Here is a 15,553-nt window from a genome sequence, read left to right as displayed (position 1 = left end):
CAAGATCGAGCACAGAGGCCCAACGACAAGGGAGACAGCGATGGCTCTGATCAAACTTGGTCAGGATCCCGAGAGCCCGGAGGGTAAGTCACCCACGCTCTACCTCGACGACGAGAAGGGCACCTACCTGGTACAGGGTTGGAAGGTGGTTGACGAGGCCCGGCGTTCGCAGCTCGACCTTCCGGGACACGAGGACGTGGTCGAGATCCCGAAGCGCATGGTGCAGTTCTTCCCGGAGGTGAAGAGCCGTGGCGGTACCGACTCTTGAGGAACGGCTGCGGCGCTGCACCCGCTCCGCCGTCCATCTGGAGATGCGCGACGAATACATGCGCTCCGACCCTCGGTTCGCAGCCTGGCAGAACGGCGTCCGTGACGATCCCGCAGAGCGGGACCCGGAGCGTCGGCCGTGGCTGCGGCTCATCACCGATCTCGTGGGCCAGGGTATTGAAGTGCGCAGGGCCCGGATCGTGTCAGAGCCTGTGTCGGAGTACATCCGGTTCGAGCACCACCTGACCGGACCCACCGTGGATGCAGGTGAGCAGGTTCGCTGGCTGCCTCGCCGTCGGGCGTCCGCGCTGGCCCTGCCCGGCAACGACTTCTGGCTCTTCGATGGCAGCTCGGTCGTGTTCCATCACTTTGCCGGTGATGGCGAACTCGCTCCGGAAGACGAGGAGTTCACCGATGATCCAGCCGTCGTAAAACTGTGTGCTGATGCCTTCGAAGCGGTCTGGGCCATGGCAGTGCCGCACGCGGACTACCGGCCGACCTGATCCACAATCTCCAGCGTGACTTCCTCCAGTGTCCAGCAGGCACGACAGGCCCTCGGCCGGCGTCTTCGCGAGATCCGCAAGGACTCCGGCCTCACGGCACGGGAACTGGCCAGGCGTGCCGACTGGCACGAGTCGAAGTGCTCGCGTCTGGAGAACGGGCGTACACCCCCGTCCGATGCGGACATTCGGACGTACACAATGCTCTGCGCCGCCGAGGACCAAACCGCTGACCTGATCGCTACCGCACGCGGTATAGAGGGCGCGTACGTCCAGTGGCGGCGCATGGAGCGGGCGGGTCTGCGACGTGTCCAACAATCTGTTGCACCGCTCTTCGAACGCACCCGCCGCTTTCGCGTCTACCAGTCCTGGGTCATTCCTGGTCTGCTGCAGTCGGCCGCGTACACCCGCGCCGTACTGAGTACGGTCGCCCACCTCCGGGACGTACCCGACGACGTCGAAGACGCTGTGTCCGTCCGCATGGACCGGCAGCGCATCTTGCACGCGGGCGACCACCGGTTCGCCATGCTCGTCGAGGAATGGGTACTGCGCACGGTCATTGGCGACAGCCGCACCATGGCCGGAGCGCTGGGCCACCTGATCTCGGTCGCGTCGCTCCCGTCGGTCAGCCTGGGGGTCATCCCTCTCGGTACACCGCGCGGTGCGGGGTGGCCCGTCGAGTCGTTCACGATGTACGACGACGCGCAGGTCAACGTCGAACTCGTCTCCGCGCACCTGACTGTCACCCAACCCGGCGAGATCGCGGAGTACGCGAGGACGTTCGCCGAGTTGTCCGCCATCGCCGTGTACGGGTCGCAGGCCAGGTCGCTCGTCACCGCCGCCATCGACGCCATCGGGTGATCGCTGCGCAAGATTGTGCAAGTCCATAGATCGGTAACTCGCGGGCTTCGTAGCTTCGTTGCATCGAGGACCGCGCAGTCGTGGAGGCGACACATGGAGACGCAGAAGCCGCAGGATTACAGACTGGCCGAGCTGCCCACCGAGCTCTCCGCCGTACCTGGCTGTACAACGTGTCTCTCCCTCGTGGTCGCCAGGCAGAACGCCCGCTCCAGCGGTGACTACAGCGCCGTATCCGACCGCAACGTGGAACTCCGCGTACACCAGGCCGGGGCGCACTGATGGAAATGCAGACGTGGAGGGACAGCCCCAGTCAGGCGGACACTGCGACCACCTCACTGCGGGAAGCGTTGGCCGCATCGGGAATTCCCGAGCAAGCCTGACGCCGGCCCCGCGGAAGCCCGGGTCATAGCCCCAGCATCGGGCCCCTCTCTCTTGTTCTCCCTCTCCCTCACAGACTTCCGCCCGCTCAGGGGCGGTTGGCGGCCTGCGCACGGCCGTGAAGACGATCAGGAGGCACGCTGATGCAGAACGGTACCGACCTGTACGCGCTCGACATCAACGCGGTGGACTTCGTCCAGGCCTGCGGAGGCCCTTGCACCGAAGGGTGCGTCGTGCTCGCCCGCATCGGAGAGGACGCCTGGGCTCTGGGCGACAGCAAGCGGCCGGAGCTGGAGCCGCTGCGCTTCACGTCGGCGGAGCTCACGGCGGCCGGGATTGACCCGACGCGCTTCGGCCTAAGTGTCTGACTCTCCCCCCAGCAGGGCCCAGCTCACCCCATAGCTCCCTTTGGGCTGGGCCCTGCTCAGCCACCGATTGCCGACGCCGAACGGGGAACGACATATGCACCACCACGGCTATCTGTGGACCGGGCCGAAAGACCGCTTCGATCAGGAAGCCCTGCGGCGGCCTCCCCACCCCGACCCACCCCCGGCCGGAAGCAAGCCGGAGCTCGCCCAGCGCTACCGGGAAGTGGCAGCCGAGTTCCCCACCGTGGATCTGCCGCCGCTGGAGACTGCGTACTGGCTGATCAAGCCGCGCTCGTTGGTTCGGGGCACTTGGGACGAGGCCAAGGACGCGGCCTCCTGGATCGGGAAGCGGCTCGCCGAGTACGCGCATCGGTTCGTCTGCGCGTACGACCGGAGCGCCGCCCGACTCTTCACGCTGGTGGAGTCAGCCGTTGAACGGCTCGATGCGGGAGGGGACGTCTCGTACGGCTTCTACCTCGAAAGGCCCTCGTATCTGCACCTGGCCGTGGTGACCTGTTCCCCGAACCGCTCGACGCCCACCCTGCCCTGTCCTCTCGTATGACGAGGACAGCTGTCGGCGGCTTCCCCTCAGCCGGCCGGAGTGCCTTGGTGGAAGTACATGCGCCAGCCCGTCTCCGTCAGGCGCCACAAGGAGCTTCGCCACACGCGGCGGCCCTGGTTGTCGGCGAAGTACGTCAGGTGCACGATCCCCGGAGCCAGGACGGTCCCTGACAGCTTGCTCACCTTGACCGGGGCGGCCGGGGACACGGTTCCCGCGCTGGTCACCGTGAGGATCGACTCCGCGTCCCACCGGCGACCGGACGCTCCGATCTCTCTGAACTCCGGATCCAGAAGCTCCGAGACGAGAGCCGGACAAGCGCGCACCTCAGGGTCGAGAAGCCGCAGCTCTCCAGCGACGGCCGCCTGGACTGCCCGTTCGTTCCCGTCCGCCATGCACGCATCCTACGGAGGCCCCAGAAGGGTCAGGTAACTGTAAAGAACCTTGACAGGCAATTGGTCTAGTCCAAATATGGTCGTCTGTTCGCCCCCACACCCCTCCCCTCTTCCTCTCCGCCATCCCCTGGGAGCGTCAATGAGACGACCGCGTCCTGCTCTTCGTGCGTTGCTGTCCTGCATCACCGTGACCGGCCTGTCGGCCGGTCTTGTCGCGCTCGGGGGAGGCGGGGCGTTCGGAGCGGATGCCGCGCCCTCGCTGCCCGTTGCGCCCATGCCCGCTCATGTCGCCGCGCCGTACTTCGAGGCGTGGACCGGGGAGAGCCCGGCCCAACTCGCAGCCGCCTCCGGCAACAAGTACCTGACCATGGCCTTCCTGCAGACGGATGCCGCCGGTTCGTGCACCGCGTACTGGAACGGCGACACCACCCAGCCCGTCTCGAAGGCGGCCTTCGGCGCCGACATCGCGGCCATCCAGGCCCGCGGCGGCAACGTCGTCCCCTCCTTCGGCGGCTACGGAGCCGACACCACCGGCACCGAACTCGCCGACAGCTGCACCAGCGTCGATGCCATCGCCAAGGTCTACGAGAGCCTGGTGACGACGTACGGCGTCTCGCGCATCGACCTCGACATCGAGGCGGACTCCATCAACAACTCGGCGGGGATCGACCGCCGCAACAAGGCCATCGCCCAGGTGCAGCGGTGGGCCGAACGCACCGGGCGGCGCGTGCAGTTCTCGTACACCCTGCCCACGACCACCACCGGGCTCGCGCCGAACGGCGTGGCCCTCCTCAAGAACGCCGTCGACAACCACGCGCGCGTGGACGTCGTCAACATCATGACGTTCGACTACTGGGACGGCGCCACGCATGACATGGCCGCCGACACCGAGACCGCCGGTGCCGGACTCGTCGGCCAACTCGCCGCGCTTTACCCCAAGAAGAGCCTGGCCAGGCTCTGGCACATGGTCGGTGTCACCGAGATGCCCGGCATCGACGACTTCGGGCCCCAGGAGACCTTCACCACCCAGGACGCGGTGAAGGTCGAGCAGTGGGCCGAGGCCAAGGGCATCAACACCCTCTCCTTCTGGGCGCTTCAGCGGGACAACGGCGGGTGTGTGGGCACCGCCGGCTCCAACTCCTGCTCCGGGATCGCGCAGGACACCTGGTACTTCAGCCACGCATTCGAGCGGTTCACGCGCTGGTAGGAGACGCAGGCTCAGCACGGGAGCCGCGCCCTCACCTCCGTCCGTCGTGGGCGGCGCGGCCGCCGTGCTCCTCGCGACTGTGATCAGTGCCACGGACTCGCACGTCACAGGGAAATTCCAGCGCTGACCTGGCCATTCGACCGGAATGTGCCAGGCGTGCAGAGAATCCGCGCAGGAGAAGCACACAGACCTCACACAGTCTTTCGAAACCCTCGTTACCGTTGCAGCCCGTTCGATCTCCCATGCATCTCCGGTGCATCTCCCATGCGAAGGGTCAGGAAGACAGCGGATGGATTACTGCTCCTCATGCCGTCGGCACCTCAACGGCGCCCTGGTGTGCCCCGGTTGCGGTGCCTACGCCCCCGACATCGCACCGGTGACCTCCCACGGCCACGCCGTCCCGGCGCCCGCCGCGACGGCGATGTGGCCGGAGGTGGAAGAGACCCCGGAGACCGACGCATACGGTGACGCCGAGGGCGGCGCCGAAGCCGCGATACCCCTGTCGGAGGGGCGGGCCGCCCGGCGCAGGCAGCGGGCCCGCTGGAAGAAGAACCAGCGCAAGGCCGTGGTCGCGACCGCCGTGGCGCTCGTCGGCGGCGGCCTGACCCTCGCCTCGATGGACCGCGGTTCCGGCCACCGCGCCGAGGCGTCGACGGCGACGGACCTGTCGAGCATGGGCTCGGAGGACGGGTCCGCGGACCAGAACGCCCAGCTCCCGCCGGCCGGCACGGGCAAGCACCGCAAGTCCGACACCACGGCCGACCACTCCACCACGAGCGGCAAGGCTCAGCAGCACTCCGGAGCCACCGCGTCCCACACGGATTCGGCGCGGACGCAGCCGTACACGCCCGCCGCGCACTCGACGCCGGCGACGAAGCCCGCCCAGCAGGGCTCCGTGGCCACCGTCAACACCCCCTCGGTCGACAAGCCACCCGTCACCGGCGGCACGACGACGACCACCCAGACCCCCTCCGCGACGCCCACGGGCGGCACGGGTTCGGGAACGTCGAGCACGTCCGGATCCTCCGGAACCTCGGGGTCCTCCACCAGCACCTCGGGAACGTCCCAGTCGGACAACTCGTCCTCGGCGACCTCCCCGTCGGGGATCTGCGTCCTCGGTCTGCTGTGCGTCAGCTGACCTGACCCTCGCTCGCACGTTGACCCTGGCCGTGACCGGCCAGGGTCAACTGGTTTCCCACTGCCTTTGCCCTACGGCCGGTTCAGATGCCGCTCCTGTACGGCAGTGACGGCGCGGACGACGAAGACGGCGGCCACGGCCGCGCCCACGACCGCCGCGTCGGACGCCAGGAGCTGCCACACGTCCGTGTAGGCGCGCGCGATGATCTCGTCGGTGGAATTCTCGGACATGAGGCCGACTCCGCTGAGCATGCCGATCAGCCACAGGCCCCACCACACGTTCAGGGAGAGGGGCAGCCGCTCACCGGGGGCGCCGGCACGGTAGGCGTCCGCGATGATGCCGCGGGGGAACCACAGGTTGACGACGGGCACCACCCAGCCGAAGAACACCCACAGCCCGGAGTAGCGCGGCCTGGTCCCGGACAGCTCGCGTCCGTTGTCCCGGATGCGGCCCATCCACACGATGAACGCGATCGCGCAGACCGCCGCCGCGACGCCGGACACGTTGCTGACGAGGTGGTACGAGTCCTCCAGCGAGGTCAGCGGACGGTGCACCCCGTCGCCCTGGTCCGGCGGCCCAGAGGCGGGCTCCCCCGCCGTAGCGAGCCGGACCTGCCACACGGCCCGCACCGCCCAGCCGAGGCCGGCGAGGGCGAGGGCGGCACTGGCGACGAGGCCTGCCGCACGGACCGGTTGCAGAGCGGGGGCGGGAGCAGCTGTGGGGGGTGCTATGTGGTCGTTCACCGGGGCATCCTCGCCGACGGGGGACGACTACCGCTACATCGACATGCCTGGCACCGGTACTTCACTCATCCCGCACTTGCCGCGCCGGCGCACGGTGCGGCCCCAATTCCCGTAGCACGTCGGCGAGCTGGGAGGACGTGAGGGCGGCGTCCGGGAGGGACTTCGGCGCCGGGCGCAAGCTGTCGAGGAGCAGGGCCAGGGGGCGGCGCCAGGTGTCCGGTGCGGTCGCGGCGGTCAGGGCCGGGACGGCGCGCCCCAGCGCGGCCAGCGCGAACAGGACGTCCTCCGTGGTGACATCCGCGCGGATCGCACCCTCCGCACGCCCGCGCGCCAGCAGCAGTTCCAGCGTCTCCCGGTTGTGTGCGTGCACGTCGTCCAGTGCCTCGATGCCCTGGACGTGGGTGGTCATGAGGTCGTTGGTGCCGCGGTCGGCGGCCAGGGTGTGGAAGACGGCCCGGAGGTAGGTGTCGAGGCCGGTCCAGGCGTCGGGGGCCCTCCGGGCCAGCTCGCCCGCGGCGACCGTCTCGCCGAGCTGGTCGCGGAAGACGGCGTCGATGAGGGCGGCCCGGGTGGGGAAGTGCCGGTAGAGCGTCGCATTGCCGACCCCCGCCCGGCGGGCGATCACGTCCAGCGGCGCCTGCAGCCCCTGCTCGGTGAACACCTCATGGGCCGCCTCCACCAGAAGCTCCCGGTTGCGCCGCGCGTCGCGCCGCCGCGGGGCGGCTGCATCGCCTGCGCCGATGGCCATCGTCATCCTCCGGGAAGAAGCGGGGAGCGCTCCCCGGTACTCATGCTATCGTCGAACAGAGAAACGGGGAGTACTCCCCACTTCAAGGAGCGGTCCCGCTCCACGGGGGAGGGCGGGACCGCTCAGCACTGCCCGAGGGGGACGTGGTGAGCGCAAGCGGCACGGCACTGGTACTCGGCGGCGGAGGTCCCGTCGGCGCCGCGTGGATGACGGGGGTGCTCGCCGGCCTCACGGACGCGGGCATCGACCTCGACCGGGCCGACGTGGTGATCGGCACCTCGGCCGGCGCGATCCACGGCTCCCGGCTGCTCTGGGGTCAGCCCCCGCGCGAGCTGTACGAGCGCCAGCTGTCCGGCGCCGACCGCATCGACCTCGACGTCACCGCCGCCCAGACCCTCCGCTTCCTCTGGGCCGCCCTGGGCTCCCGGGACCCCGAGCGCTCGATACGGCGCCTGGGCCGCGCCGCCCTCGCCGCCCGCACCCCACCCGCGGCCGAGGTACTCCATGCCGTACGGGAGTGGCTGTGCGGAGCGACGGACTGGCCCGCGCGGGTGTTGCGGATCACCGCGGTCGACGCGGAGAGCGGGGATGTGACGGCGTTCGACGCGGACGCGAAGGTGGGGCTCGTCGACGCGGTGGCCGCCAGTTGCGCCGTCCCGCTGGTCCTGCCGCCCGTCGCACTGGCCGGCCGCCACTGGATCGACGGCGGCACCCGCTCCACGGCCAACCTCCAACTGGCCCGCGGATACCGTCGGGTGCTCGCCGTCGTGCCGATCCCGAACGCGGTCGGCCCCCACCCGAGCGCACAGCAACAGGCAGCCGAACTCACCGCCGGCGGAGCCGCCGTATCGCTCCTGTGTCCGGACCGCGACGCGCGCCGGGCGATGGGCCGGAACATGACCGCGAACTCGCGCGTGCCTGACACGGCCCGCGCGGGACATGCCCAGGCGACGGCGCTGGCGGAGTCGGTGGCGGAGGTGTGGCAGGCGTGACCGGCACTCAGGAGAGGCATCACCTCCCTTCAGGGCCTGTGTCATGACCACCCTCACCCTGCAGCAACTGGCCCCTGACGGGCACGACTTGGCGACCGATCCGTATCCCGTCTACGCAACGCTCCGCGCCAAGGGCCCCGTACACCGTGTCCTGGTCCCGGGCAGCGGGGAGTGCTGGCTGGTCGTGACGCGGGACGCGGCCCGCGCGGCGCTCACCGACCCGCGTCTGCGCAACGACATCCGGCACTCCTCCTCCTGGCGCACCGACGGCGGCCACGCCCCCGGCCGCAACATGCTCCAGAGCGACCCGCCCGAGCACACCCGCCTGCGCGGGCTGGTGGCGGGGCACTTCACACCCGGCCGGATCGCCGCGCTACGGCCGGGGATCGAGACGATTGCAGCCGAACTGCTCGCCGGACTGCCCCAGCAGGGAACTGCCGACCTGGTGAGCCAGTACGCCCTGCCACTGCCCGTCACAGTGATCTGCGACCTGCTGGGCGTCCCGGCGGCCGACCGCACCGTCTTCCACACCTGGTCGAACGAACTGGTCATGCCGACGTCCCCGGAGGCGGCGGCCACGGCGAGCACCGAACTGACCGCCTACCTCACCGACCTGACCGCCCGGAAAACCACCGCCCCGGACGACACCCTGCTGAGCGACCTCACCGCCGCCGCGTCCGGCCTCGACACCGAGGAACTCCTCGGCATGGCCTTCCTGCTCCTGGTCGCGGGCCACGAGACGACGGTCGACCTGATCTCGGGGACGGTGCACGCTCTGCTCGCCCATCCGGCCCAGCTCGCTCTGCTGCACTCGGACCCGTCCCTGACCCCCGCCGCCGTGGAGGAGTCGCTGCGCTACAACTCCCCCGTCCACGCAACGGCATTCCGCTTCGCGGCCGAGCCCCTGGACCTCGCGGGCACCCGTATCGCGGCCGGCGACGCCGTCCAGGTCTCCCTCGCAGCAGCCTCCCGCGACCCCCTCCACTTCCCCGCCCCCGACCACTTCGACATCACCCGCCGGCCGCGGGGCCACCTGGGCTTCGGCCACGGCCTGCACCACTGCCTCGGCGCCCCACTGGCCCGAGCGGAGGCTGCCATCGCCCTGCGGCTGCTCGTACGGGAGCGCCGGGAGATGGCCTTCGCCACCGACCCGGCGCAACTGGAGTGGCGGAGCGGCACGCTGCTGCGAGGGCTGACCGGGCTGCCGGTTTCCTTCGGCCGATGAGGAGCGGGAAGCCGAGCTGAACTTCCTGGCTCCGCGCAACGTACGAGTCACTGTGTGGAGCCGTCCCGCGCCCACGAGAGGATCACGGCGCCGAAAGGAAGGGCCGAACAATTTTATTGGATTCGATCCGTCCCGACAGCAGGAGTACTGATGTGGCCGTCCTGGTACGGCCGTTGGACGGTACGGGGGAAGTAGACGCAGGCAGCCATGTGCCGGGGCTCGACGGGCTTCGTGGGCTGGCCGCACTGTACGTGGTTCTTTTTCATTGCTGGTTGCTCGCCTTTCCGGGGTTTCCCCGGAATTCGGGTCCGTTCTGGCTGGGCTGGCTGATGTACGGGCGGCTCGCCGTCGTCTTCTTTCTCGTGCTGTCCGGGTTCTCGCTGGCGCTTTCGCCCGCGCGGAAGGGCTGGCAGCAAGGTGGCGTGGCCCGGTTTCTGCGGCGGCGTGCCTGGCGGATCCTTCCGCCGTACTGGGCAGCGCTCGTACTGAGCGTGGCAGTCGCCCATTTCGTGGTGCGTGCCTCGCACCACGGGCCGCCGGATTACCGGACCGTCGCCGTGTACGGCCTGGTGCTCCAGGACATGTTCACGGCCCGTACGCCGAACGGTGCGTTCTGGTCGATCGCCGTGGAGGTGGAGCTCTATCTCCTCTTCCCGCTGCTGCTCTTCGTCCGGCGGCGGCTGGGGGCGGTGGCCCTGGTCAGCGGTGTGACACTGCTGGTGGTCGCACGCGGCCTGGTGGCGGCAGGCGGGTCCCCGGTGGAAGGGGACAACTGGCTGGCCCCGAATCTCGTGCCCGTGTTCGTCGCCGGTCTGGTCGGCGCGGGAGTCGTTGTCGCGCGAGAGAAGGTCCGGCGGTTGCCCTGGCACTGGCTGGCCGCCTCGGCGGTGATTCCGGTCATGGCACTCGTGGCCGTGAAGGGATCGGTCTGGACGGTGCACCACTACTTCTGGGTGGATCTCGCCGTCGCCCCCGCCATGGCGATGTTCCTCGCGGGGATCGCCACCGGACGCCCCGCCTTTCTGCTGCGGCTCCTCGCCACCCGGCCCATGCGCGGTCTCGGCAACTTCTCGTACAGCCTCTATCTCATCCATCTGCCGATCGTCATGGTCGTGGTGCGGAAAATCGCCCCGGACCATGTGTCGGCGGGACTGCCCACGTTCTGTTTCACGGTGGCTCTGGGGCTGCCTGCCTCGGTGCTGTCGGCATGGGTGTTCGCGGAGTTCTTCGAGATGCCCTTCAAGCGGAAGCGGAGCCGGCGGGCCGAGTGACCGAGGTCGCTCACTCGTCCTGAGGCGGCTCGCCTTCGAGGAGCCGTTCCGCGATGTCGTCGGCCCATACCTGTGCCCACCGGCGGAGTTCCGCGATCGCGCCCGCGTCGAGCCCGTAGGCGGCGAACTCGCTGTCGTCCATCAGGTCCGCGCCCGACAGCCGCGCCTGGAGGTCGGCGAGGTCGAAGGTGTCCCGGGCGTGGCGACGGCCGAGTTCCTCGAGTTCGGGGTGGGTCCAGCGGTCCGCGGCGGCCCGTACGTCGATGAGGTCGCGGGCAAGGCCACGGTCGGCCAGGGCCCAGACCCTGGTGCCGACGACGTCCTCGAGGGAGAGGGCAGGGCCGAACTCGGTCTGTACCGGCGGCCGCCACATGACTTCCTTGAGGACGTCCACCTCGCACTCGTCGCCGCTGTCCGGGTCGGTGACGATCAGCTGGGCGGAGAGAGGATCCGTCTCCACCACCCTGACCTGCCAGCCTCGTTCCTCCAGCCCCGTCCGCACCGCGGCACCGATCTGCTCCATGCCCGCGGGGTTCTCGGTGGCGACATCGAGGTCCTCGCTGCGGTGCTCAACCAGGCCGTGCGCCTGCGCGGCGCAGTCGCCCGTGAGGACGAGCGGGTAGGCACTGCCCACGGCAAGCACGTCGGTCAGGATGCGACGCTGCAGGTCGGTCAGTGCGGCCATGCCCGGATTATCGCTCGTGGGAGCCCGGCTCAGGCGCGATCAACGGCAGGACCGGGCAGCGTGTTGTCGTTAGGGTGATCCCCATGCGATGGGGGGATCGTCCGGTATGGGTCCGGTGTGTGGCGGGTGCGTACGCCATCGGCTTCCTGGAGGGAACGGCGGCACACGCGTACTTCCTGGCAACGGGCGGGCTGCACGCCTACGGCTACGCGCCGCTGCCCGTCCAGCTGCTGTTCCACGCACTCCTGCTGCTGGACCTGCTCGTCGCCGTGCTGATCGTCCGGGCCCTCCCGAGTGGCGCGCTGCTCGCCGCCGCGGTCATGCTCCTGGATCTGGCCGGCAACTGGGACGGCGCGTGGCATGCGGTCCTGGCTGATCCGACGGCTTATCTGCGGCCGGCCGGACTGCTGCCCATCACCGCGTTCGGCATTTTCGTCGTGATCACCGCGCTTCCGCTGCGCCGCTGCCTGGCGAACACCAGAAGCGCCGGGTGATGGCCTTCGCCACCCGCCCGGCGCTCCTCATGCAGCCATCGGCTAGTTGGTGAAGTACAGGTACTTCCAGCCGGTGTACGTCGTCGTGTTGACGTTGTCGCCCGACGAGTTGTTGATGTACGCCGCGCGGACGCGGGCCTTGATGCCGGACTCGCCCGGAGCGCCCAGGCTCACCGCGGACTGGCCGTTCGAGCCCAGCGTGAAGTACTGGGGGCTGTCCTCGGTCTGGTACCACGTGCCGTTGTAGTAGACCTCGAGCTCGAGGCGCTGCTTGCGGCCCGGGTAGTACGTCATGGTCGTCGTGACGAGCGGCGAGGTGCTCTTGTGGAACCAGTAGTACGTGTGCGAGCCGATCGCGGCCTTCTTGTAGTTCTTGGTGACGGCCGTGGAGACCTTCACCTTGGCGTAGCCCGTGGACTTGACCGTCTTGGGTGCGTAACGGGCGTCGCCCTTGAAGACCGCGCTGACCTCGGTGTCGCGGGTCATGTCGACGATCGCGGAGATGTTGCCGCTGGAGTCGACCGTGCCGGTCTTCAGCAGCTTGTTGGGCTTGTCGCCGCCGTAGGGGTTGGCCCAGATCTCGACCGTGCGGTTCTTGTACGTCGTACCGAGGTGCGCGGTGAACTTCACGTCGGCGCCGTACGAGTACACCTTGCCGTTGTTGTTCAGGCTCAGCGTGGTCGCGTTGCGGGAGACCGCGACCTTGTCGCTCGCGGTGACCGCCGAGTGGTCGGCGTCGCCCGCGTAGGTCGCCTTGTAGGTGACGGTGCCGCCGGCCGGCGGGGTGTCGTTGAAGGAGTACGTGCCGTCCGCCTTGACCGTGACGGCGGGCAGCGCCTTGCCGTTCGGGGACTCCAGGTCGGTACGGGTGACCTGCAGCTGCACACCGGCCGGCAGCGCGACCGACGCCGAGATCCGGCCGGTGACGGTGAGCTGCTTGGCGCGGGTCGCCGTCGAGGGGGCGTTGAGCGTGAGGGTCGGGTTGTTCAGCGTCGGGTCGCCGAGCACCTTGAGGTTGTAGCCGCCGCTGTCGACGTCCGTGCCGACGAGCGCGAAGACCTTGGTGAGGTCCGGGGCCCAGGTGAGGGCGGCCGTGCGCGAGGTGCCGAGGTCGTACGTGTGCAGCGGCAGCGTGGCGTTCGGCTGGTACGTGAGGACCTTGCTGCCGTTGACCTGGGCGATCAGGCCGTTGGAGGCCACGTCGGCGAGCTGGCCGTCCGGGTAGGAGCCGACCGCCTTGAACTTGCCGTCCGCGTAGGCGTCCCGGTCCTTGCCGTTGACCAGCACCTGGGTGCCGCCGGGCACCAGGTCGATGTCCCCGATGCCGTTGTTCAGCGTGTAGTCGCCGTTGTGGTAGGCGACCAGTGCGGGCTTGCCGCTCGACACGTCGAGCACGGCCATCGAGTCCGTGGACAGGCCGGTCTCGCCGACGGCGAGGATGCCCGGCTGGCTCGGGTCGGTGTCCAGCAGGCCCTGGCCCCAGATGCTGCCCCCGCTCGGGAACTGCGTCAGCGTCACCGGGTCGGTGCCGCCCGCCGGGTCCACCGTGGGGTCGACCGAGCCGAGGTTGCCGTCCCACTGGTCGCCGTACGTGAACCACACCTTGCCGCCGGAGACGGCGACGTGGCGCGGGCCGTAGTTGGTGGAGACCGTGTAGCGGGTCTTGACGTCGAGGGTGGCCGCGTCGATGGCCCAGATCTCGTGGATCTGCGGAGCGGCCGCGTACACCGTGGCCCCGTCGTCCGAGACCGCGAGGTCGCTGACGCCGGTGACGCCGCTCACCGAACCGAGGACGGCACCGGAGTAGTCGGTGACCGCGACGGTCCCGGCGGTGCTGTCGCCGACGAACACCCGCTTCAGGGGGCCGTCCGCGACGATGCCGCCGGGCGAGCTGACATGGGCCGTCGCCGCCGAGGCGGTGCCCGCCGCGACGACGCTCAGCGCCGCCGAGCTGAAGAGGACCGCAAGCGCTGTCGCGGTCGAGATGCTGCGCGTACGCACAGTGTTGTAACCCCCACAAGAAAACCCGGTGCGACCGGGGAGATGAGTGCGCCGCGCAACACCCACATGACCGCTCTACGGCGGTGACGCGCGGGGCGCGGCTGCTGGGAGCAGCGTATGGCATGCCTGTGACAGTTGTGGAGGGGGTTTCCGGTGTGCGGACTTCCGGTGCGGGGCCCCTGCTCTGGGGCCTTATCCGGCCTGATCGGCCTCGGCCACCTCGTCGTCCTCGTCGGCGTCGTCGCGCGCCAGCACCGTCACACGGTGGAAGTTGCAGACGGCCGGCGCCGGGTGCCCCGGGTGGGCGGAGTGGGCCTTGAGGGCGACGCTGACCAGGCTGAGCAGCAGGTCGACGTCCGTCTCGCAGTCGAGATGGACGGTGACCCAGCGGGAGCCCGGCACCATGCGGATGGCGGTCGACTCGGCGAAGTCGTAGTGGAGCCGCTGGATCGCGCGGGTGGTGAGGTGCAGGTCCACGTCCCGCTCGGAGTGGAAGTGCACGATCTCGTCACGTGCGGAACGCAGTGCGCGGCCCGTGCCGCAGCCGGCCTCGCACGGGCTGAGGTCGGGCCACGCGGCCAGCTGGTCCATGGCTCTCTGCGCCGGTGTCATGCGCCCATGGTGCGGCGCTCACCACGCGGACACCAGGGCTTGAGCGATCCGTAACCCGCGGGAGACCTGGCTCACTTCGGCCCCTTCTCCCAGACGGGCCGCGGCGGCAGGCCGCGTTCGGCGCGGGCCCGGTCGGTCAGCTCCTGCACGAGTGCCGTCTTCGCACGCGCGTAGTCCCGGGCCGGGGTGCCCGCTGCCACGAGGGACCGTTTGAGCCCGGCGTAGCGGGCCGCCTCCTCGGGGTGGGCGCGCAGGTAGTCCCTGAGGATGCGCTGGTTGCGGGTGGGCCAGCTGTCCCGCGTCACCACGTGCAGGATGTGGCTGCGGACGCCGGCCTCGGAGCGGACGTACAGGAGCCGGTCGGTCATGCCATTGTCGTGGGGGAGGAAGCGGAGCGTGGCGAGGGCCGGCTCGTGCGGACGTACGTCGGCGAGGGCCGGTACCGCGGCCTCCCCCACTCTCGACTTCGCTCGAGCGGGGGGACCCCCATGCTCGATGACGGGCTTGGCCGCGAGGCCCGGGACGGCGGTGGAGCCGATGTGTTCCAGCGCGACGAACAGCCCGGGAGCCGCCGCGCGGAGGGCGTCCATCGCGGCGGATGCCTTGCGGGGCCAGTCGGGGTCGTAGTCGACCACGCGCACCGCGGACACCTATGCGAAGCCCGGAAAGTACTCATGACCTGCGGAAATACCGAACACTCCGCAATCGCTCCCTTTCGGCGATAATGGGGGCATGAGTACTGCGACGTTTGTTGTTGCGGCCACGTCGAGTGAGGTACTCAACGTGATCGCCGCCTTTGTCGGTGGCCTGATCATCGCCGGTGCACTGGTCTGGGCCGTGCAGTTCGGCATGAGGGTCCGGGACCGCGAACTGCCGCGGCCCAATCCGGACGAGCATCCCCACCTCCCCGACGGCGGTCCCGTCCGGGAGACGCGCGAGGTGCGGGAACCCGACGAGGTGCCGCACTCGGAGGGCAAGGAACGGCTGATGCCGTACGAGCTCCATCCATCCGGGACGAAGACAGGGAAGGACCAGCACCGCAGGCGCTGGCTGCCCGGCTCCAGCGGCTCCTTCGGAGGCGGCGGCCTGGGACGCCTCTGACGTCCCGG

19 protein-coding genes and 1 pseudogene are annotated in these 15,553 nt (G+C 69.7%); 13 read left to right on the top strand and 7 right to left on the bottom strand.

All coding sequences use genetic code 11. The features are described 5' to 3' along the window. The first annotated feature begins 40 nt into the window (after nt 1–40). The 6 genes from ACWC1K_RS00195 to ACWC1K_RS00170 all read left to right on the top strand — a co-directional run bounded on the left by ACWC1K_RS00195 (nt 41) and on the right by ACWC1K_RS00170 (nt 2,936). Complete coding sequence (locus ACWC1K_RS00195) at nt 41–268, top strand: hypothetical protein (RefSeq protein WP_450827409.1); 228 nt, start codon at nt 41–43, stop codon at nt 266–268. A 43-nt stretch (nt 269–311) separates the two neighbouring features. After that, nucleotides 312–770: a DUF6879 family protein gene (locus tag ACWC1K_RS00190; protein WP_450828058.1), complete on the top strand. Its 459-nt coding sequence runs from the start codon at nt 312–314 to the stop codon at nt 768–770. A gap of 6 nt (nt 771–776) precedes the next feature. Continuing rightward, nucleotides 777–1,628: a helix-turn-helix domain-containing protein gene (locus ACWC1K_RS00185; RefSeq protein ID WP_450828056.1), complete on the top strand. Its 852-nt coding sequence runs from the start codon at nt 777–779 to the stop codon at nt 1,626–1,628. 93 nt (nt 1,629–1,721) lie between these two features. Next, on the top strand, nt 1,722–1,907 hold the full coding sequence (locus tag ACWC1K_RS00180) for a hypothetical protein (RefSeq protein WP_450827408.1): 186 nt from the start codon (nt 1,722–1,724) through the stop codon (nt 1,905–1,907). 242 nt (nt 1,908–2,149) lie between these two features. Further along, on the top strand, nt 2,150–2,374 hold the full coding sequence (locus tag ACWC1K_RS00175; protein WP_450827407.1) for a DUF397 domain-containing protein: 225 nt from the start codon (nt 2,150–2,152) through the stop codon (nt 2,372–2,374). A gap of 94 nt (nt 2,375–2,468) precedes the next feature. Continuing rightward, a complete protein-coding gene (locus tag ACWC1K_RS00170) occupies nt 2,469–2,936 on the top strand; it encodes a hypothetical protein (protein WP_450827405.1) in 468 nt (155 codons plus the stop codon). A 26-nt stretch (nt 2,937–2,962) separates the two neighbouring features. Here the strand turns inward: ACWC1K_RS00170 and ACWC1K_RS00165 are convergent, their stop codons facing one another. Beyond that, entirely contained in the window at nt 2,963–3,328 is a 366-nt protein-coding gene (locus ACWC1K_RS00165) for a nuclear transport factor 2 family protein (RefSeq protein ID WP_450827403.1), read from the bottom strand. A 139-nt stretch (nt 3,329–3,467) separates the two neighbouring features. Here ACWC1K_RS00165 and ACWC1K_RS00160 point away from each other — a divergent pair. Then, nucleotides 3,468–4,526, top strand: a pseudogene (locus tag ACWC1K_RS00160) (chitinase); the annotation flags it as partial. A gap of 298 nt (nt 4,527–4,824) precedes the next feature. Further along, nucleotides 4,825–5,673, top strand: coding sequence for an SCO2400 family protein (locus ACWC1K_RS00155; protein WP_450827401.1), 849 nt, complete (start codon nt 4,825–4,827; stop codon nt 5,671–5,673). Between the two features lie 71 nt (nt 5,674–5,744). Here the strand turns inward: ACWC1K_RS00155 and ACWC1K_RS00150 are convergent, their stop codons facing one another. Together ACWC1K_RS00150 and ACWC1K_RS00145 are read right to left on the bottom strand one after the other, a co-directional pair. Next, nucleotides 5,745–6,416 carry a DUF4328 domain-containing protein gene (locus ACWC1K_RS00150; RefSeq protein WP_450827399.1) on the bottom strand — a complete coding sequence of 224 codons (672 nt, stop codon included), beginning with the start codon at nt 6,414–6,416 and terminating at the stop codon, nt 5,745–5,747. A 61-nt stretch (nt 6,417–6,477) separates the two neighbouring features. After that, entirely contained in the window at nt 6,478–7,164 is a 687-nt protein-coding gene (locus tag ACWC1K_RS00145) for a TetR/AcrR family transcriptional regulator (protein ID WP_450827397.1), read from the bottom strand. Between the two features lie 146 nt (nt 7,165–7,310). On the opposite strand from ACWC1K_RS00145, the gene ACWC1K_RS00140 reads away from it, so the two are divergent. The 3 genes from ACWC1K_RS00140 to ACWC1K_RS00130 all read left to right on the top strand — a co-directional run bounded on the left by ACWC1K_RS00140 (nt 7,311) and on the right by ACWC1K_RS00130 (nt 10,652). Beyond that, nucleotides 7,311–8,156 carry a patatin-like phospholipase family protein gene (locus tag ACWC1K_RS00140; protein WP_450827395.1) on the top strand — a complete coding sequence of 282 codons (846 nt, stop codon included), beginning with the start codon at nt 7,311–7,313 and terminating at the stop codon, nt 8,154–8,156. A gap of 43 nt (nt 8,157–8,199) precedes the next feature. After that, nucleotides 8,200–9,381, top strand: coding sequence for a cytochrome P450 family protein (locus ACWC1K_RS00135; RefSeq protein WP_450827393.1), 1,182 nt, complete (start codon nt 8,200–8,202; stop codon nt 9,379–9,381). A gap of 152 nt (nt 9,382–9,533) precedes the next feature. After that, nucleotides 9,534–10,652 carry an acyltransferase family protein gene (locus tag ACWC1K_RS00130; RefSeq protein WP_450827391.1) on the top strand — a complete coding sequence of 373 codons (1,119 nt, stop codon included), beginning with the start codon at nt 9,534–9,536 and terminating at the stop codon, nt 10,650–10,652. A gap of 10 nt (nt 10,653–10,662) precedes the next feature. On the opposite strand, the gene ACWC1K_RS00125 is transcribed toward ACWC1K_RS00130, so the two are convergent. Beyond that, a complete protein-coding gene (locus ACWC1K_RS00125; RefSeq protein ID WP_450827389.1) occupies nt 10,663–11,337 on the bottom strand; it encodes a nucleotidyl transferase AbiEii/AbiGii toxin family protein in 675 nt (224 codons plus the stop codon). Between the two features lie 119 nt (nt 11,338–11,456). Here ACWC1K_RS00125 and ACWC1K_RS00120 point away from each other — a divergent pair, with 119 nt between their 5' ends. Then, nucleotides 11,457–11,831, top strand: a complete 375-nt coding sequence (locus tag ACWC1K_RS00120; RefSeq protein ID WP_450827387.1) for a hypothetical protein — start codon at nt 11,457–11,459, stop codon at nt 11,829–11,831. Between the two features lie 42 nt (nt 11,832–11,873). Here ACWC1K_RS00120 and ACWC1K_RS00115 read toward each other — a convergent pair whose 3' ends face one another. The 3 genes from ACWC1K_RS00115 to ACWC1K_RS00105 form a co-directional block, all read right to left on the bottom strand. Further along, the gene (locus ACWC1K_RS00115) at nt 11,874–13,832 is read right to left on the bottom strand and encodes a YncE family protein (protein ID WP_450827385.1); all 1,959 of its coding nucleotides are present in this window, start codon (nt 13,830–13,832) and stop codon (nt 11,874–11,876) included. A gap of 192 nt (nt 13,833–14,024) precedes the next feature. Continuing rightward, nucleotides 14,025–14,444, bottom strand: coding sequence for a luciferase domain-containing protein (locus tag ACWC1K_RS00110; protein WP_450827383.1), 420 nt, complete (start codon nt 14,442–14,444; stop codon nt 14,025–14,027). A gap of 71 nt (nt 14,445–14,515) precedes the next feature. After that, a complete protein-coding gene (locus tag ACWC1K_RS00105; protein ID WP_450827381.1) occupies nt 14,516–15,085 on the bottom strand; it encodes a GrpB family protein in 570 nt (189 codons plus the stop codon). Between the two features lie 91 nt (nt 15,086–15,176). On the opposite strand from ACWC1K_RS00105, the gene ACWC1K_RS00100 reads away from it, so the two are divergent. Beyond that, a complete protein-coding gene (locus ACWC1K_RS00100) occupies nt 15,177–15,545 on the top strand; it encodes a DUF6479 family protein (RefSeq protein ID WP_450827379.1) in 369 nt (122 codons plus the stop codon). The last annotated feature ends 8 nt before the right edge of the window (nt 15,546–15,553 follow it).

This window comes from Streptomyces sp. NPDC001492 (assembly GCF_053597275.1).
The sequence above is the reverse complement of the archived record's forward strand: the minus strand, read 5'-3'. Positions and strand labels throughout refer to the sequence as shown.

What these genes read in the sequence shown, in the direction of transcription:
- ACWC1K_RS00135 (WP_450827393.1), top strand. Translation starts at nt 8,200, where the DNA reads ATGACCACCCTCACCCTGCAGCAACTGGCCCCTGACGGGCACGACTTG.
- ACWC1K_RS00100 (WP_450827379.1), top strand. Translation starts at nt 15,177, where the DNA reads ATGAGTACTGCGACGTTTGTTGTTGCGGCCACGTCGAGTGAGGTACTC.
- ACWC1K_RS00175 (WP_450827407.1), top strand. Translation starts at nt 2,150, where the DNA reads ATGCAGAACGGTACCGACCTGTACGCGCTCGACATCAACGCGGTGGAC.
- ACWC1K_RS00110 (WP_450827383.1), bottom strand. Translation starts at nt 14,444, where the DNA reads ATGACACCGGCGCAGAGAGCCATGGACCAGCTGGCCGCGTGGCCCGAC.
- ACWC1K_RS00190 (WP_450828058.1), top strand. Translation starts at nt 312, where the DNA reads ATGCGCGACGAATACATGCGCTCCGACCCTCGGTTCGCAGCCTGGCAG.
- ACWC1K_RS00165 (WP_450827403.1), bottom strand. Translation starts at nt 3,328, where the DNA reads ATGGCGGACGGGAACGAACGGGCAGTCCAGGCGGCCGTCGCTGGAGAG.
- ACWC1K_RS00180 (WP_450827408.1), top strand. Translation starts at nt 1,722, where the DNA reads ATGGAGACGCAGAAGCCGCAGGATTACAGACTGGCCGAGCTGCCCACC.
- ACWC1K_RS00145 (WP_450827397.1), bottom strand. Translation starts at nt 7,164, where the DNA reads ATGGCCATCGGCGCAGGCGATGCAGCCGCCCCGCGGCGGCGCGACGCG.
- ACWC1K_RS00170 (WP_450827405.1), top strand. Translation starts at nt 2,469, where the DNA reads ATGCACCACCACGGCTATCTGTGGACCGGGCCGAAAGACCGCTTCGAT.
- ACWC1K_RS00125 (WP_450827389.1), bottom strand. Translation starts at nt 11,337, where the DNA reads ATGGCCGCACTGACCGACCTGCAGCGTCGCATCCTGACCGACGTGCTT.
- ACWC1K_RS00195 (WP_450827409.1), top strand. Translation starts at nt 41, where the DNA reads ATGGCTCTGATCAAACTTGGTCAGGATCCCGAGAGCCCGGAGGGTAAG.
- ACWC1K_RS00155 (WP_450827401.1), top strand. Translation starts at nt 4,825, where the DNA reads ATGGATTACTGCTCCTCATGCCGTCGGCACCTCAACGGCGCCCTGGTG.